Origin of the sequence: Caballeronia sp. LZ029 (assembly GCF_031451275.1) — a bacterium.
Taxonomy (GTDB): Bacteria; Pseudomonadota; Gammaproteobacteria; order Burkholderiales; family Burkholderiaceae; genus Caballeronia; species Caballeronia jiangsuensis.
On sequence record NZ_JARUXO010000003.1, the window covers coordinates 890,478 to 912,680 of the forward strand.

Below are 22,203 nucleotides of genomic sequence, written 5' to 3' on the forward strand. Positions count from 1 at the left end.
CCTCATTTTGCCTTCGAGTTCTGCGCGATCGCTTCGTCGGTTTCCCAGCCGCCGCCGAGCGCGCGGAACAGGTTCACCTGATCGATCGCGACCTGTCCTTCGGCAGCCGCGACCTGTGCCGCGACGCCGGTCAATGTGCGCGTCGCGTCGAGATCGTTGAGAAAGGACTCGCGGCCCGCGCGATACAACTGGTTGGTTTCATCGGCCGACTGGATCGCGGATTTATACGCGGTGCGCAATGCATCGGCGCGCGTGGTGTCGGATGCGTAGGTCGCGAGGCTGCTCTGGGTTTCCTCCAGCGCCTTCAGCACGACGCCGTCGAAACGTGCGAGCGCGCCGCTCGTCGCCGCTTCGGCCTGATGCACGCGGGCGCGTTGACCGTTGATCGGAAAGCTCCAGCTGATGAGCGGCCCGAACGCCCAGCGATTCGTATTCGCGCCGAACAGGTCTTCGACGACGCCGACCGATCCCACCGACGCACCCAGACTCACCGACGGATACAAGGCCGCCGTCGCAACGCCGATGCGCGCCGTGGATGATGCAAGCTGCCGCTCGGCCTGACGCACGTCGGGGCGACGCTTGAGCAGCGCCGCGCCATCGCCGACAGGAATCGGCGCGCGCAGTTTCGGCAGCTTCTTGCAGGCGAGGGCGGCCTTCGGCAATTCGGCAGGCGCACGCGCGAGCAGCATCGCCAGCCGATATTGCGCGACGCGGCGGCGCGCGACGAAACGCGGAATGTCGGCGGCGAGCGTATCGGCCTGCGTCTGTCCGCGCGTGACTTCCGACTGATTGCCGCGGCCCGCGTCGCGCAGGCGCTGCGTGAGCTTCACGCGCTGCTTCTGCAAGTCGAGCGACTTTCGTGCGATATCCAGCTCTTCGGCCGCCGAGCACGATTCGACATACGCGCGCACGACATCCGCGACCACCGTGATGCGCGCAAGGTCCTGCGCGGCTTCGACGGCTTCATCGTCCGCGTTCGCCGCTTCGACGCCGCGCCTGAGCTTGCCGAAGAGATCGATCTCGTACGAAATGGAAAGATCGAGCGCGCCTTCGTTGACGACCGGAATCTTCTCAGTCAACAGATACTGTTCCGCCGATTCCTGCGCGCGCTGAAACGCCGCCGATGTCTTGCCCGAGAATCCGCCCTGCTGATTCGCGAATTCGACTTCGGCCCGCGAGCGTGCGAGATTGGCGGCGGCCACGCGCAGATCGGTGTTCGATGCGAGCGCGGCGGTCACGAGTTGATCGACGACAGGATCGTCATAGAGGCGCCACCATTTGGCCGGCACTTCGCCTTGCGTGACGGGCGCCTGATTCGCGCCGTCGATGGCCGCGTTCGCATAGGGCGCGTTGAGCGCGGCGTTCTCGGGCAGCGTGTAGTTCGGTCCGACCGTCGTGCAGCCGACGAGCACGATGGCGGACGAAGCGGCGAGGGCGATCGCTCTCATTGCGACGCGCCCGACACGCTCGAAGTCGGCGCAGGCGCGGACGCAGGCGACGTTTCCGACGCCGCGCGCTTGCCGATCTTCGGCCCGATGCCGCGCACCGACACCGTCGCGGTGCGGCCCGCGATCATGCGAAAGTCCGCCGGGATTTCATCGAGCGTCACACGCACCGGAATGCGCTGCGCGAGACGCACCCAACTGAAGGCGGGATTCACGTTCGGCAGAAGACTCGAACTTTGCTGACGGTCGCGATCCTCGATCGCCGCGACGATGCTCTGCACATGTCCGCGCAGGATGCCGGCCTCGCCCATCACCTTGATATCGACAGGCTGGCCGATATCGATCCCGCCCAGCTTCGTTTCCTCGAAATAGCCATCGACGCGGAACGAATGCATATCGACCACCGACAGCACCGCGCGTCCCGACGCCACGTATTCGCCCACGCGCGGCGCGCGATCGTTGAGATAGCCGTCGACGGGACTGAGAATCTCCGTGCGCTGCAGATTGAGGCGCGCCGTATCGATCGCGACTTCGGCATCGGCGAGCGCGGCGGTCGCCTGCTCGACGCGCGAATGCGTTTCCTCGACGACTTCCCGCGCGACGAGATTGCCGAGCGCGCGATTGCGCGTATCTTCGCGGCGCGCCTGATCGAGCGTCGCGCGGCGTTGCTGCGCGGTCGCCTGCGCGTTGCGCAGCGCGAGCGTGTAACGCGCCTGATCGATCACGAAGAGGACATCGCCCTTCTTGACCTGCTGGTTGTCCACGACCTTGACGTCGGTGATGAGGCCGGACACGTCGGGCGCGACCTGGATCACGTCGGCGCGCACGTGACCGTCGCGCGTCCACGGCGCGAACATGTAGTAATCGACGAGCTTCCACAACACGACGCACGCAATCGCGACGACGATGAGCGTAAGCAGAATCTGCCCGAGAGAGAACCAGGTTTTTTTCACGAGATGAGCCGCTGCGAAACGATGACGACAAAGCCCAGCACCAGAACATAGATGCCGAGATCGAAAATGGAACGGTGCCACACGAAGCGGTAGAAGCCGACGCGCGCGAGCACGGTGCGGATCGCCAGATTCAAAAGATAGGCGATGAACATCAGCACGAGCACGGCGGGCACGAACACGCCGAGAATGTCGATTTCGCCGATCATGTGTGGCGTTCCGATGAAAGTGGAAGGGCGAAGATCATGCCGGCTCCTCGCGCGGCGGCATGCCGTTCGCGGCGTCGGGCTGCGTCTGCGTCGCGGGCGGATGCAGCGACAGGCGCATGCCGACCAGCGCGTGCAGCGTATCGCGCAGCCATTTCTCCGCGACGACATCCTGCGACTGCGTGATCGCGCGTGACGTGACCTGAGCGCTCGTCGCATCGATGCTGCGAATGAGTTCGACGGGCACCGGCTGACGCGCGCGGCGCGCGATGCAAAGCTCGAAGTAATGGCGCAAGGCGTCGAGCACCGAGTCTACCGACGTCTGCAATTCGGCCGGCAGCTTGCGGCGCGTGCGGCGCAGATCGAGCGCATTCAGCGCGACGCGGAAATCGCGGAAGCTTTCGATCGACGGATGACGATGCGAGTCCGTCGCGGCATGGCGCGGCAGGAGTTGCATCAGCCTGTCGAGCATGCGCGCGTAGAGATCGCGCTGATCCGCGATGACTACCGTCGGCGACGCGCTCACCACGATATCCGCCCACGCCGATCGCGTGAGCCGCGCGGCGGCGAGTTCCGCGCCGAAAGGGCGCGTCATGCGCGTCCAGATGAACGCGAAGAGCAGGCCCGCGACACCCGCGAGATTGCTGTTGATGAACACGAAGAAGTTCGCTTCGTAGGCGCTCTGGATGCTGATGAACGTCGCGGTATTCACGGCGGTGAGCATCGTCACGAGCGTGAAGCGCGGCCGCGGAATGAGCGTGCCGATGATGAGAAAGGGCACCGCGAAAATCAGCACGAGCATCGGGAAGTCGTGCACTTTCGGCAGCACGGCGAACACATAGAGGCCGGCGAGCACGACGCTCAGGCAGGTCGCGAGAAAGAACGTGAACACTTGCGGCGCGGGCTCGTCGAGCGCGGCGAAGAAGCAGCACGCGACGGCGGCGAGCGTCACGGCGCCGGCGCCGTCGTTCCAGCCCGATTCGATCCACAGTCCGCACGCGACGATGATCGCGCTCACGGCGACGCCCGTCGAAAAGAGCATCATGCCGCGATCGAAAAAGCGCGCCGTGCCGCCGAGACGCCAGTGACGAAAGTGCGGACGCCATTCGCTCGTCTCGTTGAGAATCGCGGCACGCAGCGCGCGAATGTCCTGCCATACGTCGATGACCTGACCGAGACGCCACAGCGCATTCGAGAGCAACGCGCCGTCCGCACTCGCCAGCGCTTCGACGGATGGCCGCATCGCCTGGATGCGTTCGCGCAGCGCATCGGGCTCGCGCTCGTCTTCGACATCCTGTTCCGCACGCGGCATGGGCTTCCCGACCCATGCGGCCACATCCTTCAGGAGTTGTTCCAGGCCTTCGGGATGCGCGCCGTGCTTGGCGATCAGTTCGATGAGCGGATCGGCCATCGACGAAATCAGCGGCAGAAAGATTTGCATGCGGCCCTGCAACGCGCGCGCGCGGCGGATGATATCGGGCCGCGTGTGATCGTAGGTCAACTGGCTCAGCAGGAGTTCGAGGCCGTTGACCGTCGCCGCGAGCCGCTGGCGCGCCGCCGAAATCGATGCGCCCGCGATATGTCCCGAGAGCGTCTCGCAGGCATAGAACGCGGCATCGCGGAACCATGCGTCCGTTCGTTCGATGAGCGTCGGCGCGAGCCGGCTCGGAAACACCGCGCTACCGACGATGCTCGCCGTCACGATGCCGAGCAGAATCTCTTCGGTGCGGGTGATCGCGAGATCGAAGACGGTCGTCGGGTTGGTGACGGCGGGCAGCGCGATCAGCGGCAGTGTGTAGCCCGCGAGCAGGAAGACATAGCTGCGCGCGCTGCGGTCGAACATGGAGAGATAGAGCAGCGTGCCCGTCCATAGCGCGACGATCACGCTGAAAAGAAACGGCGACTCGACGAAAGGCGGCACGATCAGCACCGCGCCCGCCGCGCCGATCATCGTGCCGAGCGCGCGATAGAGCGCCTTCGAGCGCGTCGCGCCGACGAACGGATTCGACACGATATAGACGGTCGCCATCGCCCAATAGGGACGCGGCAATTCGAGCGCGAGGCCGATATACAGCGCGATCATCGCGGCGGCGAAGGTCTTCGCGGAAAAGAGCCACTCGCGCGCGGAAGGAAAGGCCATGGCGCTATGCTCCGCGCTTTGCCGCCGGGCGGGCCGGCTTCGTGGTGTCGTCGAGCGCTTCGAGCGCGGCGAGCAGCTTCGCATCCGGCGACGTGCTGAACGCATTGAGCACGCGCAAGGTCGTTTCGAGATCCTCGCGGCTCACGCCTTTCAGAAGCCGCGCGCGCAGCGTGACGAGGCGCTCTTCCATGCGCGCGGTGACCGCGCGGCCTTCATCGGTGAGCGTGATGGTCTTCGCGCGCTTGTCTTCCGGATCTTCGTCGCGTCGCACGAGGCCTGCCGCGCAAAGCTGATCGAGCAGCCGCACGAGCGACGGCCCCTCGATGCCGACATGCTCCGCGAGCGTCACCTGCCGCACCGCCTCGCCGAGCCGGTTGGCCGTGAGCAGCGGCACGGCGCATGCTTCGGACACGCCGTACGAGGCGAGCACGCCGTGGCTCGTGCGGCGCCAGCGTCGCGCGGCAAGCACGAGCGTGCTGCTCACGGAGCGGCGCAGAATGTCGAGTTGGGTCATGCGGCCGGATTATAGCGAGAAGTATATTCGTTAGCATGCTATCGACTTATGTTTTTTCTTTCAGATTGCGTACGCTCAATCGATGGCTGGGCACGCAAATTGTCGTGCTATCTTTTCGGCTCGACCCTTTCGCCCGCGCCGCCATGCCGATCGCCTATCTCCGGGGCCTGACGTCCCCCAGCCGCACCGATTCCGCCAACCGGCGCCTGGGCTGCGCGCTCGCCTTCGTCGCGGGCGCGGCGAATGCCGGCGGCTTTCTTGCGGTCGGGCAATACACGTCGCATATGTCGGGACTCGTGTCTTCCATCGCCGATAACCTCGTGCTCGGCCAGGTCGCGTTCGTCTTTTCCGCGATCGGCGCGGTCGGCGCATTTCTGAGCGGCGCCGCGACCTCGGCGGTGCTCATCAACTGGGGACGGCAGCGGCGCGCGCACAGCGTGTTCGCCACGCCGCTTTTGCTCGAAGCGGCGCTCCTGCTCGTGTTCGGGATGCTCGGCGCGAATCTGGAGACGCATCGCGTGTGGGACGTGCCGCTGACGGTCGCGCTGCTGTGCTTCGTGATGGGCCTGCAGAACGCGATGATCACGAAAATCTCGAAGGCCGAAATCCGCACGACGCACGTGACCGGTCTCGTCACCGACATCGGTATCGAGATCGGCAAGAGCCTGTACTGGAATCGCGGCATCGCGCGCGACGATGCCGGTTACGTGCGCGCGAATCACGGGCGGCTCGTGCTGCTGAGCTCGCTCTTCGCGATGTTCATTCTCGGCGGCTTCGCGGGCGCGATCGGCTTCGCGCATCTCGGTTTCGCCACGACCGTGCCGCTCGCCGCGTTGCTCTTGCTGTTCTCGTCCGTGCCGCTCGCGGACGATCTCGCCGCGGGCAGGCGTCGCGCGCAGCGTTAAAGCGCCGTCACGGCGCTTCGGCAGCCTGCGCGACGATCCAGTCGCGAAAGAGCCGCATGCCGTGCGAAAGCCGCCGCGACTTGAGCCAGGTGAGCCAGTAGCCGCCGGTCTTCACTTCGATATCGAACGGCTGCACGAGCAGGCCCGCCTGCAACTCGCGCACGAACATGCGCGGCGGCGCGAGCGCGACGCCCGCGCCTTGCACCGCCGCTTCCACCATCAGACGCGACGAATCGAAGACGGGGCCGTTCATCGTCCATGCATCGAGACCGGCGGCGTCGAACCAGTTGGTCCAGTCGTCGGCGCGATAGGAACGCAGCAACACTTCGTTCGCGAGATCGGATGGCTTGCCAAGGCGCCGCGCGATATCGGGCGCGCACAACACGGCGAGCGGCGCATCGAGCAGCAGCGCGTTGTGCGTCGCGGGCCAGATGCCCGCCCCGAAGCGGATCGCGAAGTCGAGTCCTTCCGACGCCGGATCGACGAGATTGTTATGCGTGAGCAACCGCAACTCGACAAACGGATGCGTCTCGCGGAACGCCTTGAGCCGCGGCATCAGCCAGCCGACTGCGAACGTCCCGACGACGCCCACCGTCAGCACTTCATGAAAATGCCCGCCTTCGAATTGCTTGAGCACGGCTTCGATGCGGCCGAACGCATCGCTCAGCACGGGCAGGAGCGCGCGGCCTTCGTCGGTGACGTTCAGGCCGCGCGGCAGACGTCTGAAGAGCGGCGTGCCGAGCCGTTCCTCGAGCGCGCGCACTTGCTGGCTGACGGCTGCCTGCGTCACGTTCAGTTCCTGCGCGGCACGTGTGAAGCTCAGATGCCGCGCCGATGCTTCGAACGCGCGCAGCGCATTCAGGGGGAGATGAGGGCGCATGGTTCGCATAAGATTTTCTATTGCGTGCGGCAAATTATCCTCGATTGTCGAAGCGCGAAAAAGAGCGGATATTTCGCTTCGTTCCAGACAAGCAAACCAGAACGAAGGATCAAGACAATGAAGTTTCGTGCGCTGAGTCTTTTGGCGACAGCCATTTTTTCTTTCGGCGCGATGTCCGGCGCCGCGTTCGCAGCCGATAGCGACACCGCGAAGATCAGGCGGACGGTCGATGAAACGATCAGGCCGCTGATGGCGCTCAATGGCATCGCGGGCATGGCCGTGGGCGTCGTGGTGGACGGCAGGCCGTATGTGTTCGATTACGGCGTGGCGTCGAAGGCGACGAAGCAGCCCGTCACGCGCGATACGCTCTTCGAACTCGGCTCGGTCAGCAAGACGTTCACCGCGACGCTCGCGTCCTACGCGCAGATAGAAGGCGACCTTTCGCTGAACGATCCGGTGAGCAAACATCTGCCGTCGCTCGACGGCACGGCGTTCGGCAAGGTGACGCTGTTGAATCTCGGCACGCATACGCCGGGCGGCTTGCCGCTGCAAGTGCCCGACGAGGTTCACGACAACGCTCAACTGATGCAGTACTTCAGGACGTGGCGTCCGGCTCAGCCGCCCGGCACGATCCGCACGTATGCGAATCCGGGCATCGGCACGCTCGGGCTGATCACGGCGAAGAGCATGAACGCGGACTTCGACACGCTGATGCAAACGCGCCTCTTTCCCGCGCTTGGGCTTACGCACAGTTATATCGACGTGCCCGCTTCGAAGCAGCGCGATTATGCGCAAGGCTATGCGAAAGACGACGCGCCGATCCGCATGAAAGGCGGCGTGCTGTCTTCCGAGGCCTACGGCGTGAGATCGACGGCCGCCGACATGACGCGCTTCCTGCAGATCAACATGAACATGGTCCACATCGATCCGGCGTACCAGCGCGCCGTCGATGCGACGCACACGGGCTATTTCCAGGCCGGTCCGATGACGCAGGATCTCATCTGGGAGCAGTATCCGTGTCCGGTCGCATTGCAGTCTCTGCTCGACGGAAACGCAGCGGCGATGATCATGAACGCGACGCCCGTCACGCGTATCGATCCGGCGCAGGCTCCGCGCGATGACGTGTGGATCAACAAGACAGGCTCGACCAATGGCTTCGGCACCTACATCGCGTTCGTGCCGAAAGAGCGCGTGGGCATCGTGATGCTGGCGAACCGCAACATCCCGAACGAAGAGCGCGTGAAGGCCGCGTACGCGATCATCACGTCGCTCGTCAATGGCCGCTAGCCATGCGCTGATTCGTCCATGCAGTAAAACGTGCGGCGTATCTCCAGCGATCAGGCAATGTGCGACCGCACATCGAAATAGCCCGCAACATATGCATCCGGCTTTTTCGTCGCGCCGTATGTAGCTTTGGACGCCGTACCCTCATGCCTTCAAACAGGTCTTTCGATCCGGCCTCCGCTTGCTTATCGCCAGCGTGAGCGCATCGTCGGACGGCATCTTTGGCCTTTCGCCCGCGCCTTGTTCGATTCATCCGAAAGTTATGGGAGAAAGGTCATGCCGAATGCGAAGCTTCTTATCGACACACTGGATCGCCGCGTCGAGCGGCGCGAGCATCGCCGTCAATTTTTCAGGAACGCGGGAGGGCTCGGGTTGGGACTGGTCGGCGGCACATTGATCAGCGCGTGCGGCGGCGGCTCGGGCAATAACGCGAACGCGAGTCCCACCGCGCCCACCGACGCCGAGATACTCAACTTCGCGCTCAATCTCGAATACCTGGAATCGCAGTTCTATTCGTTCGCGACGACCGGGGCGGGTTTGCCCGCGAGCATGACGGCCGGCGTCGGGACCGCGGGAACGGTCATCGGCGGACAGCAAGTGCCGTTTCAGGACCCGGTCGTGAAGGCCTATGCGAACGAGATCGCGAAGGACGAACTCGAACACGTGACGTTTTTGCGTTCCGCTCTCGGCGGCTCGGCGGTCGCGCAGCCTGCGATCGATGTCGGCGGGACCGATCCGAACGGCGCGTTCTCGATGGCCGCGCGCGCGGCGGGTCTGGTCGGCGCGGGCGTCGCATTCAATCCTTATCAGAACGACAACAACTTTCTGCTCGGCGCGTTCATCTTCGAGGACGTCGGCGTGACCGCGTACAAGGGCGCTGCGCCGCTCATCAGCAACAAGACCTATCTCGAAGCGGCCGCCGGCATTCTGGCCGCCGAGGCCTATCACGCGGGTCTCGTGCGCACCGTGCTCTATGCAAAAGGGATCGAGATGGCCGGCCTCGTCGCGGGCGCGAATGCGATATCGAAAGCGCGCGGCAGTCTCGATCATGTCGGCACCGACGATCAGGGCATCACCGGCGCGACGCCGGGCACGTCCAATATCGTGCCGCTCGACGACAACGGCCTCGCGTTCAGCCGCAACTACGCCAACGTGCTCAATATCGTGTATCTGACGAGCACGTCGGCGACCAAGGGCGGCTTCTTCCCGAATGGCGTCAACGGCACGTTGCAGATGAGCGCGTAGCGCGAAGGAGCGGGGCATGTCCCCGCTGATGCATCGTGATTCGCAACGGCTCATGACATACTTCGCCATTGGCCTTTGCACGTCACGCGAATGCGGATCGATCCCTACAGTCTCGAACTCTTCATCTCGGTCGTCGAGGAAGGATCGATCGCGCGCGCGGCGAGCCGCAGTCACATCGCACCGTCGGCATTGAGCAGGCGCATCGCGGATCTCGAAGCGGCCATCGGCGTCGCGCTCCTGATCCGCTCGCCTGCGGGCGTGCAACTGACCGAGGCGGGGCAGCACGCCTATGCGAGCGCGCGTTCCATTCATGGCCAGCTCGAAGGCATGGCGCGCGAAGTGCGATCGATGAGCGGCCAGATCGCGGGCGTCGTGCGCCTGCATGCGAACGCATCGGCGATCGTGGGCTTTTTGCCCGAGCGACTGACGCTGTTCAAGACGCGCTATCCGCTCGTCGAGATCGCGTTGACGGAACAGATCAGCGACGAAGTGATTCGCGCCTGTCTCGACGATCGCGCGGACGTCGGCATATCGGCGAGCACGAAGACGCATGCGGGCCTCGACACGTGGCACTTCGCCGACGATCCGCTGATGGTCGTCCTGCCGCCCGCTCACGAACTCGCGCAGGCGCAGCGCCTGAGCTTCGCCGAAGTGGCGCGCTTTCCGCTCGTCGCGTTGCAGGCGGGCGGATCGCTCGATCAGACGTTGAAGGAACACGCCGATGCCGCGCGCGTGCCGCTCAACGTGACCGTCACCGTCAACAGCTTCGACGCGCAATGCCGCATGGTCGAGGCGGGTCTAGGTATCGGCATCGTGCCGACGAGCGCGGCCTCCGCCTTCGCGGGTTCGCGCAACTTCGTGCGCGTGCCGCTTGCCGAAAGCTGGGGAAGCGGCCGCTGCCTGCATGTGCATGCGCCGCGCAAGTCCACGCGCCTGAAGGCCGTGCAGGCGCTCATCGATACGCTCGTCGAGTTCGAGGGTTAACACGGACATCGCATCTCGCGATGCCCCCTGTGCCGAACCAACACTTCGCAAACGCGCATGAGTGCGTCTAGATTGGCATCGGAGGAGAATGCGATGGCCAATCTGGAAGTGAGCGGGCGAATTCTGTTTCTTTGCGCGGACCCGGCGAAGATCGACCGGCAACTCGCGGGCGAAGACCTGACGCCCGAAGAAGCAGGCGCGCTGCGCGACGACGTTTCCACCGACGAGATCACGCCCATCAGCGTGCTCACGCGTTTCGACGAGCGTCTCGGCCAGTGTCCTTACGTCGGTTTTCATGCGGGCGGGCGCAATCCTGTCGGCATCGATGGCGTGCGTGCCGGCGGCTTTCAGGTGACCGTGGCGGGTACGCGCTACGGCAAGGGTTCATCGCGCGAACATAGCCCGCTCGCGGAATATCACGCGGGCATACGTCTCGTGATCGCGCGCAGCTTCGAGCGGATTTACCGGCAGAACGCGGACAATCTCGGGCTTTTCACGTCGACGGATTTCGGTTTGATCGAGCGCATCCGGCGCGGCGAGGCGATCGACATCGATGAACTTGTCGCGGATCGCGATCCATTGGCCGCGGCGATCCTGAAGAGCGGCGGCCTGCTGCGCTATGGAAAGCTGCACATGCAGCGAGTGAGCATCGGCGAAACATCGGTCGATGACACGCCGCGCACGCTCGTCGAAAAGATCCTCGCGCGCCATGCCTTGACGACCGATGTGACGAACGCGTCGCTGGAACCGGGCAACGGCATTTTCGTGCGCGCCGACTGGCGTTTCATCCACGAGTACTACACCGGCATGGCCGCGCACATGCTGCACGCGACCTTCGGACGTCCGCTCGCGCTGCACGACTCGCAAACGATGCTCGCGTTCGAGGATCATCTTTCGTATTCGCATCGCAGCGAGCTGCATGTGCGTAACGGCCTGCTGCCGAACGTGCGCGAGTTGTCCGACGCGCATCGCGCTTTCGCGCATGACTACGATGTGTGCAATCACGGCTATCTGAACGAAGCGAACAGTACTATCGACGAAGGCTCGGAAGGCATCTCGCACGCGATGATGGCCGAGCGCTACGCGTTGCCGGGACAGGTCGTCGTCGGAACGGATTCGCATACGCCGCATAGCGGCGCGCTGGGCTGCGTCGCGTTCGGCGTCGGCACGACGGACATGGCGAACGCGTTCGTCACCGGCGCGGTGCGCATGACCGTGCCGCAATCGCTGCGTATCGATCTGCATGGTCCGATTCCCCCGGGCGTGACGGCAAAGGACATCGTGCTTCATCTGCTCGCGGACGCGCGCATTCGCGCGGGCGCGGGCGTCGGCAAGGTGTTCGAGTTCGCGGGCACGGCCATCGCGAGCCTGTCCACCGACGAGCGCACGACGCTCACCAACATGACCGCCGAACTCGGCGGCTTCACCGGCATCGTCGCCCCCGACGATGAAACCGTGCGCTTCCTGAAGGAACGTCGCGGCATCGACTTCACGATCGAGCCGTGGATGAAGAGCGATGAAGGCGCGCGCTACGCCGATGTCATCGCGATCGATTGCGCGCGTCTCTCGCCGATGCTCGCCGCACCCGGCGATCCGGGCAATGGCATCGCGCTTGCCGCGCTCGATGATCGGCCATGCGTCGATATCGCTTACGGCGGATCATGCACGGCGGGCAAGCGCGAGGACTTCGATCACTATCACGACGTGCTCTCGTGGGCGGCAAAGCGCGGCCTGCGCGTGCCGGACAACGTGAAGCTCTATTTGCAGTTCGGCACGCAGGACGTGCGAGACTATTGCGTCGCGCAAGGCTATGTCGATGCGTTCGAGCGCGTCGGCGCGATTCTGCTTCAGCCGTCGTGCGGCGCGTGCGCGAACTGCGGGCCGGGTTCGTCGACACAGGCGGAGCAGGTCACCATCAGCGCGATCAATCGAAATTTTCCGGGCCGGTCCGGTCCGGGGAAGGTGTGGCTCGCCAGCCCGCCGACGGTCGCGGCGAGCGCGTTGCTCGGCCGCATCGCATCGTTCGCGGAGTTGCAGCAGCGCTTCACGAAGTAAGCACGATCGAGCCGCCATCGATGCGGCATCAAAATACATACAGGAGACGACAATGGCCATCATGCAGGGCACCTCGGGCATGCCCGACGCCGCCGGCCACGCGCTATCGAATGCGCCCGCCATCGCGGATACGGCGGGCATCTCGGCGCGCCTCGACCGGCTTCCCGCGACGCGCGCGATATGGAAGCTCATCTTCCTCCTGAGCCTCGGCTTCTTCTTCGAACTCTACGATCTGCTCTTCACGGGCTATATCGCGCCGGGTCTCGTGAAGAGCGGCATCCTCACCGCGACGACCGCGGGCCTGTTCGGCACGACGGGTGTCGCGAGCTTCATCGCGGCGTTGTTCTGCGGGCTCTTCATCGGCACGATCGCTTGCGGCTTTCTCTCGGACCGTTATGGACGTCGCGCGATCTTCACGTATTCGCTGCTCTGGTACGTCGCCGCGAATACCGTGATGGCGTTTCAGGACACGGCGCTCTGGCTCAACTTCTGGCGCTTCGTGTCGGGACTGGGCATCGGCGTGGAGCTGGTGACCATCGGGACATACTTGTCGGAGCTTTCGCCGAAGCATTTACGCGGCAGGGCGTTCGCGGTCTGTCAGGCGGTCGGGTTTTCAGCGGTGCCGGTCGTCGCATTTCTTTCGTATCTGCTCGTGCCGCGCGCGCCGTTCGGCCTCGACGGCTGGCGCTGGGTCGCGCTGGTCGGCGGCGTGAGCGCGCTCTTCGTGTGGTATTTCCGGCGCAATCTGCCGGAAAGCCCGCGCTGGCTTGCGAGCAAGGGACGCTTCGACGAAGCCGATGAAGTCCTGCGCCGCCTCGAAGACAAGGTTTCGGTTCAGTACGGCAAGCCATTGCCCGAGCCGGGCCCGTCCGACCCGATCGCGAAGAAGGCCGGTTTCGCGGACATGTGGAATCCGCCATACCGCAAGCGCACGCTGATGCTGATCGTATTTCATATCTTCCAGACGGTCGGCTTCTACGGCTTCGCGAACTGGGTGCCGACCTTGCTCGTCAAGCAGGGCGTGACGGTCACATCGAGCCTGCTCTATACCACCGTAATCGGACTGGCCGCGCCCATCGGACCATTGCTCGGTTACTGGATCGCGGATCGTTTCGAGCGCAAGCATGTGATCGTGTTCATGGCGGGCGTGAACATCGTCGCGGGCCTTCTGTTCAGTCAGGCGTCGGCGGCCGTGATGATCGTGACGCTCGGCGTGTTGCTCACGCTCGCGGGCAACATCATCTCCTTCACCTATCACACATATCAGCAGGAGCTTTATCCGACGGCGATTCGCGCCCGTGCGGTCGGCTTCGTGTATTCGTGGAGCAGGCTGTCGGCGGTGTTCAGTTCGTTCGTGATCGCATTCGTGCTCAAAGAAGCGGGCGTGACCGGCGTGTTCGGCTTCATCGCGGGCGCGATGCTGCTCGTGATGCTGTCCATCGGATTGATGGGACCGCGCACGCTCGGACGATCGCTCGAAAGCATCTCTCACTGAGCGCGCATCGCGCGTGCGTCAAGGTTGCATCAAGCGCCGCACGCGTGAATCAGGAACTGCTGCACGGCGGTCGAAGGGGCGCTCAGCGTCGCGCCCTTGCGCCAGATCATGCCCGCTTCCATGTGAGGAATGGCGTCGTTCACGGGCCGCGCCTCGATGCGCTTGCCTTCGAGCGACCACGGCCGAAACACCATGTCCGAGAGCACCGTGACGCCGAAGCCGTGCGCCACCAGCCCGCGCAGCGCCTCCATCGAACTCGTGCGAAACGCGATGTTCGGTTCGAGGCGCTTCTTGTGCCAGTAGCGCATCGTCGATTGCTCGCCTTCATCGACGGTGATGAGAATGTAAGGATGCGCGGCGATATCCTTCAGCGATACCGCCTGCTGCTGCGCGAGCGGATGCGAGGGCGCGACCCACAACTGCCGGCGCGAGCGCATCAGCACCTGAGTGTCGAAGCGATTCGGCCGCTGCAGATTCGATAGCAGCACGACGCCGATATCGACATCGCCATTCGCCACCGCTTCTTCGATTTGCGGCCGCTCCATGTCGCGCAGATCGAAGTCGATGAACGGATACGTCGCACGAAAGCGCGCGAGCAACTCCGGCAAAAAATACCCGAGCACCGTATATGACGCCGCAATGCGCGCGACGCCGCGCATGTCGTGCGCGCGAAACGGCGGCATGTGCATCGCGTCGCGAGCGGCTTCGAGCACGCGGCGCGCGTGGTTATGGAAGTCCTGGCCATCGGGCGTCAGCGCCACGCCTTGCGGCATGCGCTCGAACAGCTTGGTGCCGAGCGCGCTTTCGAGCGCCAGCACCGCGTTGGTGATCGCCGATTGCGATACGTGCTCGTTGGCCGCCGCCATCGAGAACTGGCCGGTTTGCGCGGCGGCCACGAAATAGCGCAATTGCCGGAGCGTGAGATCGAAGGCCATCTGATTTTCAGATACCAGAGTTGTTTATTCGTGATTTTACGATGTCGAATCGGCTTTCTATACTCGGCAAAAAACAAAATTCCCTTTCCCGGAGACGAGCCCCGATGAATGCACCCGACCGCGCCGCGCTAGAAGCCGCGACCATTTCCCTGGACGACAAATACACGCTGGAGAAAGGCCGCGTCTATATCAGCGGCACGCAGGCGCTCGTGCGTCTGCCGATGCTGCAAAAGGCGCGCGATCGCAAGGCCGGGCTGAATACGGCGGGCTTCATTTCGGGCTATCGCGGCTCGCCGCTCGGCGCGCTCGACCAGTCGCTGTGGAAGGCGAAGCAGCATCTGAAGGATAACGACATCGTGTTCCAGCCGGGCGTGAACGAGGATCTCGCCGCGACATCGATCTGGGGCACGCAGCAGGTCAATCTGTGGCCGGGCGCGACGCGCGACGGCGTGTTCGGCATGTGGTACGGCAAGGGCCCCGGCGTGGACCGCACCGGCGACGTCTTCAAGCACGCGAATTCCGCGGGCTCCGACAAGCACGGCGGCGTGCTCGTGCTCGCGGGCGACGATCACGCGGCGAAGTCGTCGTCGGTTGCGCATCAGTCGGATCATGCGTTCATCGCGGCGGGCATTCCGGTGCTGTATCCGTCGAACGTGCAGGAATATCTCGACTACGGCCTGCACGGCTGGGCGATGAGCCGTTATTCCGGCCTGTGGGTCGCGATGAAATGCGTGACCGACGTGGTCGAATCCACCGCTTCGATCGACCTCGATCCGGAGCGCGTGGAGATCGTCACGCCCACCGACTACGCGATGCCCGAAGGCGGCCTCAACATCCGCTGGCCGGATTCGCCACTCGCGCAGGAAGCGCGTCTGCTCGACGAAAAGTGGTACGCGGCGCTGGCCTACGTGCGCGCGAACAAGCTCAATCGCGTCGTGATCGATTCCGACAAGCCGCGCTTCGGCATCATCACCGCGGGCAAGGCGTATCTCGACGTGCGTCAGGCGCTCGTCGATCTCGGTCTCGACGATGAAACCTGCGCGCAGATCGGCCTGCGTGTGCTGAAAGTGGGCTGCGTGTGGCCGCTCGACGCGCAGGACGCACGCGCATTCGCGACCGGTCTCGAAGAGATTCTCGTCGTCGAAGAGAAGCGGCAGATTCTGGAATATGCGCTGAAGGAAGAGCTGTATAACTGGCGCGAGGACGTGCGTCCGCGCATTTACGGCAAGTTCGACGAGCGCGACAACGAAGGCGGCGAATGGTCCGTGCCGCGCGGCGACTGGCTGCTGCCCGCGCATTACGAGCTATCGCCCGCGCTGATCGCGAAGGCTATCGCGCGACGTCTCGCACGCGCCGATCTTCCCGCCGATGTGCGCGCCCGCATGCTGTCGCGCGTCGAAACGATCGAAGCGAAGGAGCGCGAGGCGATCAAGCCGCGCGTCGATGTCGAGCGCAAGCCGTGGTTCTGCTCGGGCTGTCCGCATAACACCTCGACGCGCGTGCCTGAAGGTTCGCGCGCGCTCGCGGGCATCGGCTGCCATTACATGTCGATGTGGATGGACCGCAAGACCGAGACCTTCAGCCAGATGGGCGGTGAGGGCGTCGCGTGGATCGGCCAGATGCATTTCTCCGGCGACAAGCACGTGTTCGTCAATCTCGGCGACGGCACGTATTTCCATTCGGGCTTGCTCGCGGTGCGCGCGGCTATCGCGGCGAACGCGAACATCACATACAAGATTCTTTATAACGATGCGGTCGCGATGACCGGCGGCCAGCCCGTCGACGGCGTATTGACGGTGCCGCAGATCGCGCATCAGGTCTTCGCGGAAGGCGCGAAGCGTATCGTCATCGTGACGGACGAGCCGCAAAAATACGATGCGAATGTCGCGTTGCCTCAGGGCGTGAGCGTGCATCATCGCGACGAGCTCGATCGCATCCAGCGCGAACTGCGCGATACGCAAGGCACGACGATCCTGATTTACGACCAGACCTGCGCGACGGAAAAGCGCCGCCGCCGCAAGCGCGGCACGTATCCCGATCCCGCACGCCGCGCGTTCATCAACGATGCCGTGTGCGAAGGCTGCGGCGATTGCTCGGTGCAATCGAACTGCCTCTCCGTCGAACCGATGGACACGCCGCTCGGCACGAAGCGCAAGATCAATCAGTCGTCGTGCAACAAGGACTTTTCGTGCGTGAAGGGCTTTTGCCCGAGCTTCGTTACCGCTGAGGGCGCGCAGGTTCGCAAGCCGAAAGCGGCGGGCGGCGCAAAGCCCGATTTCGATAGTTTGCCGTTGCCGGCATTGCCCGCACTGTCGAAGCCTTACGGCATTCTCGTGACGGGTGTCGGCGGAACGGGCGTCGTGACGATCGGTGGATTGATCGGCATGGCGGCGCACATCGAGCGCAAGGGCGTCACGGTGCTCGATATGGCCGGTCTCGCGCAGAAGGGCGGCGCGGTGCTGAGCCACGTGCAGATCGCGCCGGAGCCGCAGGCGCTGCATGCGACGCGCATCGCGACAGGCGAAGCGCGGCTCGTGATCGGCTGCGATGCGATCGTGTCGGCATCGAACGATGTGCTCTCGCGTACGCGGCATGGCATCACGCAGGCCGCCATCAACAGCGGCGCGACGCCGACCGCGGCCTTCGTCACCGATGCGCAATGGACCTTTCCCGCAGCGCAGACGGAGCAGGCGCTGTCGGACAGCATCGGCGCGGGCTGCGCATTCATCGATGCCAACGCGCTCGCGCTGAAACTGCTCGGCGACACGATCTATTCGAATCCGCTGCTGCTCGGCTTCGCATGGCAGAAGGGCTGGTTGCCGCTCGAACTGGCGAGCCTCAAACGCGCGATCGAACTGAACGGCGTCGCGGTCGAGAAGAACTGGCTCGCGTTCGACTGGGGCCGCTACGTCGCGCAACACGGCGCGGGCGATCTGCTCAAGTCCACGCAACATGCGATCGTCGTGAAGATGCCCGAGTCCCTCGAAAACGTGATCGCGACGCGTGAAGCCTTGCTGACCGCGTATCAAGGCGAAGCGTATGCGCGCTCGTATCGCAGTGTCGTCGAGCGTATGCGCGAGAAGGAAAAGGCGCTGAACGCGAAGCTGCCGCTCACGCGCGCGGTCGCGGTGAATCTCGCGAAGCTCATGGCCTACAAGGACGAATACGAGGTCGCGCGTCTCTACGCCGATCCCGCGTATCTCGACAAGCTGCGCGCGCAGTTCGAAGGCGAACCGGGCCGCGATTACAAGCTGATGTTCCATCTCGCGCCGCCGCTCTTCGCCAAGCGCGACGAGCACGGTCATCTCGTGAAGAAGACCTTCGGCGCATGGATGCTGCCCGCGTTCCGCGTGCTGGCGAAGATGAAAGGCTTGCGCGGCACATCGCTCGATATCTTCGGCAAGACGGCCGAGCGCCGCACGGAGCGCAAGATGATCGCGGATTACCTCGCGCTCGTCGATGAATTCTGCGCGACGCTCGATGAAGACCGCTTCGACGCCGCGCTGCAACTCGCGAAGCTGCCCGATGAAATCCGTGGCTTCGGCCATGTGAAGGAGCGCAACATGGCGGCGGTTGCGACGAAGCGCGAGCGTTTGATCGAGCGTTATCGGGCGACGGTGAAGATGGCCGCGACGGCCTGATCGGAGACGATAGGGTATCTTTACGCTCGGGGACACACTCGAAGCGTAAGGAGACATCGCATGAACGGAGTATGCAAGCTCGCTGTCGTCGGCATCGGCAAGATCGCGCGGGATCAGCACCTGCCCGCGATCGCCGCGCAGCCAGGATTCGAACTCGTCGCGTGCGCGAGCCGCAATGCGAGCGTCGATGGCGTGCGCAACTATCGGGATATCGGCGAGTTGCTCGCCGCCGAGCCCTCGATCGATGCCGTCTCGCTCTGCGCGCCGCCGCAGGTTCGTTACGAGCAGGCGCTGGCCGCGCTCGAAGCGGGCAAGCACGTCATGCTGGAAAAGCCGCCCGGCGCCAGCGTGAGCGAAGTCGCCGCCCTGGACGAGATCGCGCGGGCGCGCGGCTGCACGCTGTTCGCGTCGTGGCATTCGCGTGCGGCGAGCGCAGTCGAACCGGCGCGCGAATGGCTTGCGAAGAATGCGGACGCGATTCGGTCCGTCGAAGTGCGCTGGAAGGAAGACGTGCGCCGCTGGCATCCGGGACAGCAGTGGATCTGGGAACCGGGCGGCCTCGGCGTGTTCGATCCGGGCATCAACGCGCTGTCGATCGTCACGCGTATCCTGCCGCATGAAGTCGCGTTGCGCGGGGCCACGCTCACCGTGCCGAGCGATACGTCCACGCCGATCGCGGCGGAACTCGATTGCATCGCGACGAACGGCGCGCCGGTGCGCGCGGTGTTCGACTGGCGTCACGGTCCGGTCGAGGAATGGGATATCGATATCGACACGGACGCGGGCCGCCTCTCGATGCGCGAAGGCGGCAAGCGCCTCACCATCGCGGGCAAGGAGATCGATCTCGGACGCGAGCGCGAATATCCCGCGCTATACGAACACTTTCACGCGCTCATCGAATCGAAGACGAGCGATGTCGATGTGCGTCCGCTGCAACTCGTCGCCGATGCGTTTCTCAACGGCAGGCGTATCGAAACCGAAGCATTCGGGCGCTAGGCGGCGCGATATGCCGCGCTGCGTATCGCATTGATCGCGGAGACATCGCCCTCGGGCGCGGCGCTCACGTTCGCGTGCCGCGCAACGAGCGGGATGCGCCGCGTAGTGCCCGGCGCGAGGTGGAACCAGTCGATGCGCGCGAAGTAGTTGGGATCGACCACATGCACCCAGCGCGCAAGCTGCGCCGTTTCGACGACGAGACTCCAGCCTTCATCGTCTTTCTCGACGGTCGCATTCAGGCCGATATCGCGACGCTCGCCGATCGACGGATCGGGGAAATGGAACGCTTCCGACAGCACGTCGCCCGTGTCCGCATTGCGCAGGACGACATGCGTTGCGTCGTGCGCTCGCGGGCCGAAGCGGTATGCATACGCGATATCGAAGAACGCGCCGATCAGCGCATTCGACGACACACGCTGCACGCTGCGCGCCTGCAACACGACATCGCATGAACCGCCCACGACCTTGACCGCGCCTTCACGCAGGCAGGTCAGTTCGACGCGCGCCCGAATCTCGCGCGCGGTCTCGTTGACGAGATGCACGTCGAGGCCGTCGAGTCCTTCATCGAGGATCAGCGCCTGCACCGGTTGCAGCACGCGTGCGAGTCCATGCAGCGCGCTCTTCGGCGCACCGAGCACGTCGATGACGCCCCAGCCCGCACCCGGCCGCACATCGAGCAGATTCCATACGATGCCGCCCGCACACGTCGATCCTTCGCGACGCCACTCCGAGAACACCGCACCGATCACATCGGCGACGACGGCGCGCGATAGCTCCAGATAACGCTCGGGGTTTTCATAGCGCAAGCGCGGCACGTCCATGCGATAAAGCGTTTGCATGTAGTGCTCGCGTACATCGTCGAAGTCCCATGCCGAGCCGGGATCGCGCGGCACGCCCGCTTTCCAGCGCGGTTCATGCGCACGCGGGTTCGGTATGGCGTGTAGCGCGACATCGTCGGGCACGTTGGCGAACGCGAGACATTCCGATGCGAAGCGCACTTGCGCGCGGCGCACGTCATCGAAGGAACGCTGATACGCGGGCACGCCGTAGTAATGCGTGATGCCGCCGCGCGTACCGAACGGCATCGATACCGTATCGCCGGGCGCCGCGCTCGGCGAGTTCACGACGTACGCGACGTCGGGCCGTTGCATCGCGACTGCATTCGGCAGGAGTTCGTTGAAGAGGCGCTGCTGATACGCGTCGAAGGGCAGGCCGAGCATGGCCGCCTGCTGATGCACTTCGCTTCCCCCGCACAGCACCGCGAGCGACGCGAAGCGCCGCGTGCGCGCGAGGAACTGTTCGGCTTCGCGTTGCACGCTGGCGCGAGAGGCTTCGTCGTCGGGATAATCGAAGTTCGCGAACGCGAAGTCCTGCCATACGAGGACGCCGTGTTTGTCGGCGAGTTCGTAGAAGGTGTCGGACTCGTAGAGCGTGATGCCGCTCACGCGAACGATGTTGAGTCCCGCATCGCGAACCAGCTGGAAGATGTGGTCGAGCTTCTCGCGCGATGCATCGAGTGCAACGATATCCGCCGATGTCCAGCACGCGCCGCGCGCGAACACGGGCACGCCATTCACGACGAGCTGAAAGCCCTGCTTGTCCGCGCCGCGATCGACTTCGATCGTGCGAAAGCCGACTTCGCCGAGCGCGATATCGCCGAGCTTCACGGCATAACGTGACGGCTCGCCATGCGTATGCGGATACCACAAGCGCACGTCCGGCACGCGCAGCCGGCCCGTGAGCGTGTGCGCGTCCTGCCATTGCATCGTGGCTTGCGCTTCGCCGCATCCGAGCCGAACCGGGTTTTGCTCCTGCGCATGAAAGTAGCGCACGGTGACATCGAGAACGCCATCGGTGCCATCGACGCTCGTGCGCATGTCCACGTTATCGATGCACGCACGCGATTCGCCCATCACTTCGATCGCGCGCCACGGTCCCGCCGGTTGAATCGTCGGGCACCATCCGGACATATGCCCGAGCAGCGTCGTGCGCACGTTGCGCAGCGTGGCGGGTTGCGCGAGCTTCGGACGCCAGCGTGCGCGTCCGCGTTTCGCCGCCAGCGCGGGCGCGATCGAGCGAAAGCACAGATGAAGCGTGTGCTCGCCGTCGAGCTCGACATCGAGATCATGCGCGACGAACATCGAATCCGATTCGAGCAGCTTGCGATCGTCGAGCCATATCTCGGCGATGGTCGCGAGCCCGTTGAAGCGCAGACGCCGCCTGCCGTTGCCGCTCAGCTTCACGCGATACCAGTGATCCGAATGCGCGAACGGCTGCGCGAGCGCTTCGTCGCTGACGCCGCTCGCGCGCAAGGCGGACGCGATCGTGCCGGGCACGGGCGCGTCGATCCACTGCGTGAACGTATCGAGCGATGCGGGTGTCGTGCATGCGCCCGCGGGCGTGCTCACGCACTGCCAGCCTTCGGAGAGACGCCGCGGCGCGTGCGCGGACAGGACGTGCATGTGCCTACCTCGTCGATGGGATTCGAAAGAGAGCGACGCCAAAGCCGCGCGATCGACCGCGCGGCT

At 64.5% G+C, this 22,203-nt stretch carries 16 protein-coding genes; 8 read left to right on the plus strand and 8 right to left on the minus strand.

Annotated elements, in window-relative coordinates; translation table 11 throughout:
* Nucleotides 1-2: 2 nt before the first annotated feature.
* From QCE73_RS23455 to QCE73_RS23475, 5 genes are read right to left on the minus strand one after another with little or no spacing between them, the layout of a single operon-like run.
* A complete protein-coding gene (locus QCE73_RS23455; protein ID WP_309883792.1) occupies nucleotides 3-1,448 on the minus strand; it encodes an efflux transporter outer membrane subunit in 1,446 nt (481 codons plus the stop codon).
* Nucleotides 1,445-2,398 (minus strand): HlyD family secretion protein, encoded by a 954-nt coding sequence (locus tag QCE73_RS23460; RefSeq protein WP_309883793.1) that lies wholly within the window; start codon nucleotides 2,396-2,398, stop codon nucleotides 1,445-1,447. The genes QCE73_RS23455 and QCE73_RS23460 overlap by 4 nt, the downstream gene beginning before the upstream one ends.
* Nucleotides 2,395-2,604, minus strand: coding sequence for a DUF1656 domain-containing protein (locus tag QCE73_RS23465; protein ID WP_035503993.1), 210 nt, complete (start codon nucleotides 2,602-2,604; stop codon nucleotides 2,395-2,397). Before QCE73_RS23465 ends, QCE73_RS23460 begins: the two co-directional genes overlap by 4 nt.
* A gap of 34 nt (nucleotides 2,605-2,638) precedes the next feature.
* The gene (locus QCE73_RS23470) at nucleotides 2,639-4,741 is read right to left on the minus strand and encodes an FUSC family protein (protein WP_309883794.1); all 2,103 of its coding nucleotides are present in this window, start codon (nucleotides 4,739-4,741) and stop codon (nucleotides 2,639-2,641) included.
* 4 nt (nucleotides 4,742-4,745) lie between these two features.
* Nucleotides 4,746-5,255 (minus strand): MarR family transcriptional regulator, encoded by a 510-nt coding sequence (locus tag QCE73_RS23475; RefSeq protein ID WP_309883795.1) that lies wholly within the window; start codon nucleotides 5,253-5,255, stop codon nucleotides 4,746-4,748.
* Nucleotides 5,256-5,398: 143 nt separating this feature from the next.
* Here QCE73_RS23475 and QCE73_RS23480 point away from each other — a divergent pair, with 143 nt between their 5' ends.
* Nucleotides 5,399-6,160 (plus strand): YoaK family protein, encoded by a 762-nt coding sequence (locus tag QCE73_RS23480; protein ID WP_309883796.1) that lies wholly within the window; start codon nucleotides 5,399-5,401, stop codon nucleotides 6,158-6,160.
* A 7-nt stretch (nucleotides 6,161-6,167) separates the two neighbouring features.
* On the opposite strand, the gene QCE73_RS23485 is transcribed toward QCE73_RS23480, so the two are convergent.
* Nucleotides 6,168-7,049: a LysR family transcriptional regulator gene (locus QCE73_RS23485; protein WP_187604104.1), complete on the minus strand. Its 882-nt coding sequence runs from the start codon at nucleotides 7,047-7,049 to the stop codon at nucleotides 6,168-6,170.
* A 108-nt stretch (nucleotides 7,050-7,157) separates the two neighbouring features.
* Between QCE73_RS23485 and ampC the strand changes: the two genes are divergently transcribed.
* From ampC to QCE73_RS23510, 5 genes are all read left to right on the plus strand, one after another.
* Complete coding sequence (ampC, locus tag QCE73_RS23490; RefSeq protein WP_309883797.1) at nucleotides 7,158-8,327, plus strand: class C beta-lactamase; 1,170 nt, start codon at nucleotides 7,158-7,160, stop codon at nucleotides 8,325-8,327.
* A gap of 273 nt (nucleotides 8,328-8,600) precedes the next feature.
* Complete coding sequence (locus QCE73_RS23495) at nucleotides 8,601-9,569, plus strand: ferritin-like domain-containing protein (protein WP_309883799.1); 969 nt, start codon at nucleotides 8,601-8,603, stop codon at nucleotides 9,567-9,569.
* Nucleotides 9,570-9,659: 90 nt separating this feature from the next.
* Nucleotides 9,660-10,553 (plus strand): LysR family transcriptional regulator, encoded by an 894-nt coding sequence (locus QCE73_RS23500; protein ID WP_035504001.1) that lies wholly within the window; start codon nucleotides 9,660-9,662, stop codon nucleotides 10,551-10,553.
* A gap of 93 nt (nucleotides 10,554-10,646) precedes the next feature.
* Nucleotides 10,647-12,608, plus strand: coding sequence for an aconitase family protein (locus tag QCE73_RS23505; RefSeq protein WP_309883800.1), 1,962 nt, complete (start codon nucleotides 10,647-10,649; stop codon nucleotides 12,606-12,608).
* A gap of 79 nt (nucleotides 12,609-12,687) precedes the next feature.
* Nucleotides 12,688-14,103 (plus strand): MFS transporter, encoded by a 1,416-nt coding sequence (locus tag QCE73_RS23510; protein WP_309884189.1) that lies wholly within the window; start codon nucleotides 12,688-12,690, stop codon nucleotides 14,101-14,103.
* A gap of 29 nt (nucleotides 14,104-14,132) precedes the next feature.
* Here the strand turns inward: QCE73_RS23510 and QCE73_RS23515 are convergent, their stop codons facing one another.
* Complete coding sequence (locus QCE73_RS23515; RefSeq protein ID WP_187604109.1) at nucleotides 14,133-15,038, minus strand: LysR family transcriptional regulator; 906 nt, start codon at nucleotides 15,036-15,038, stop codon at nucleotides 14,133-14,135.
* Nucleotides 15,039-15,142: 104 nt separating this feature from the next.
* Between QCE73_RS23515 and QCE73_RS23520 the strand changes: the two genes are divergently transcribed.
* Together QCE73_RS23520 and QCE73_RS23525 are read left to right on the plus strand one after the other, a co-directional pair.
* Nucleotides 15,143-18,679, plus strand: coding sequence for an indolepyruvate ferredoxin oxidoreductase family protein (locus tag QCE73_RS23520; RefSeq protein WP_309883801.1), 3,537 nt, complete (start codon nucleotides 15,143-15,145; stop codon nucleotides 18,677-18,679).
* A gap of 60 nt (nucleotides 18,680-18,739) precedes the next feature.
* Complete coding sequence (locus QCE73_RS23525; RefSeq protein ID WP_309883802.1) at nucleotides 18,740-19,675, plus strand: Gfo/Idh/MocA family oxidoreductase; 936 nt, start codon at nucleotides 18,740-18,742, stop codon at nucleotides 19,673-19,675.
* Here the strand turns inward: QCE73_RS23525 and QCE73_RS23530 are convergent.
* The gene (locus QCE73_RS23530) at nucleotides 19,672-22,137 is read right to left on the minus strand and encodes a glycosyl hydrolase 2 galactose-binding domain-containing protein (protein ID WP_309883803.1); all 2,466 of its coding nucleotides are present in this window, start codon (nucleotides 22,135-22,137) and stop codon (nucleotides 19,672-19,674) included. The two genes, QCE73_RS23525 and QCE73_RS23530, sit on opposite strands and share 4 nt — an antisense overlap.
* Nucleotides 22,138-22,203 lie beyond the last annotated feature (66 nt).

What these genes read in the sequence shown, in the direction of transcription:
- QCE73_RS23455 (WP_309883792.1), bottom strand. Translation starts at nt 1,448, where the DNA reads ATGAGAGCGATCGCCCTCGCCGCTTCGTCCGCCATCGTGCTCGTCGGC.
- QCE73_RS23465 (WP_035503993.1), bottom strand. Translation starts at nt 2,604, where the DNA reads ATGATCGGCGAAATCGACATTCTCGGCGTGTTCGTGCCCGCCGTGCTC.
- QCE73_RS23470 (WP_309883794.1), bottom strand. Translation starts at nt 4,741, where the DNA reads ATGGCCTTTCCTTCCGCGCGCGAGTGGCTCTTTTCCGCGAAGACCTTC.
- QCE73_RS23475 (WP_309883795.1), bottom strand. Translation starts at nt 5,255, where the DNA reads ATGACCCAACTCGACATTCTGCGCCGCTCCGTGAGCAGCACGCTCGTG.
- QCE73_RS23480 (WP_309883796.1), top strand. Translation starts at nt 5,399, where the DNA reads ATGCCGATCGCCTATCTCCGGGGCCTGACGTCCCCCAGCCGCACCGAT.
- QCE73_RS23485 (WP_187604104.1), bottom strand. Translation starts at nt 7,049, where the DNA reads ATGCGAACCATGCGCCCTCATCTCCCCCTGAATGCGCTGCGCGCGTTC.
- ampC (WP_309883797.1), top strand. Translation starts at nt 7,158, where the DNA reads ATGAAGTTTCGTGCGCTGAGTCTTTTGGCGACAGCCATTTTTTCTTTC.
- QCE73_RS23495 (WP_309883799.1), top strand. Translation starts at nt 8,601, where the DNA reads ATGCCGAATGCGAAGCTTCTTATCGACACACTGGATCGCCGCGTCGAG.
- QCE73_RS23500 (WP_035504001.1), top strand. Translation starts at nt 9,660, where the DNA reads ATGCGGATCGATCCCTACAGTCTCGAACTCTTCATCTCGGTCGTCGAG.
- QCE73_RS23505 (WP_309883800.1), top strand. Translation starts at nt 10,647, where the DNA reads ATGGCCAATCTGGAAGTGAGCGGGCGAATTCTGTTTCTTTGCGCGGAC.
- QCE73_RS23510 (WP_309884189.1), top strand. Translation starts at nt 12,688, where the DNA reads ATGCCCGACGCCGCCGGCCACGCGCTATCGAATGCGCCCGCCATCGCG.
- QCE73_RS23515 (WP_187604109.1), bottom strand. Translation starts at nt 15,038, where the DNA reads ATGGCCTTCGATCTCACGCTCCGGCAATTGCGCTATTTCGTGGCCGCC.
- QCE73_RS23520 (WP_309883801.1), top strand. Translation starts at nt 15,143, where the DNA reads ATGAATGCACCCGACCGCGCCGCGCTAGAAGCCGCGACCATTTCCCTG.
- QCE73_RS23525 (WP_309883802.1), top strand. Translation starts at nt 18,740, where the DNA reads ATGAACGGAGTATGCAAGCTCGCTGTCGTCGGCATCGGCAAGATCGCG.
- QCE73_RS23530 (WP_309883803.1), bottom strand. Translation starts at nt 22,137, where the DNA reads ATGCACGTCCTGTCCGCGCACGCGCCGCGGCGTCTCTCCGAAGGCTGG.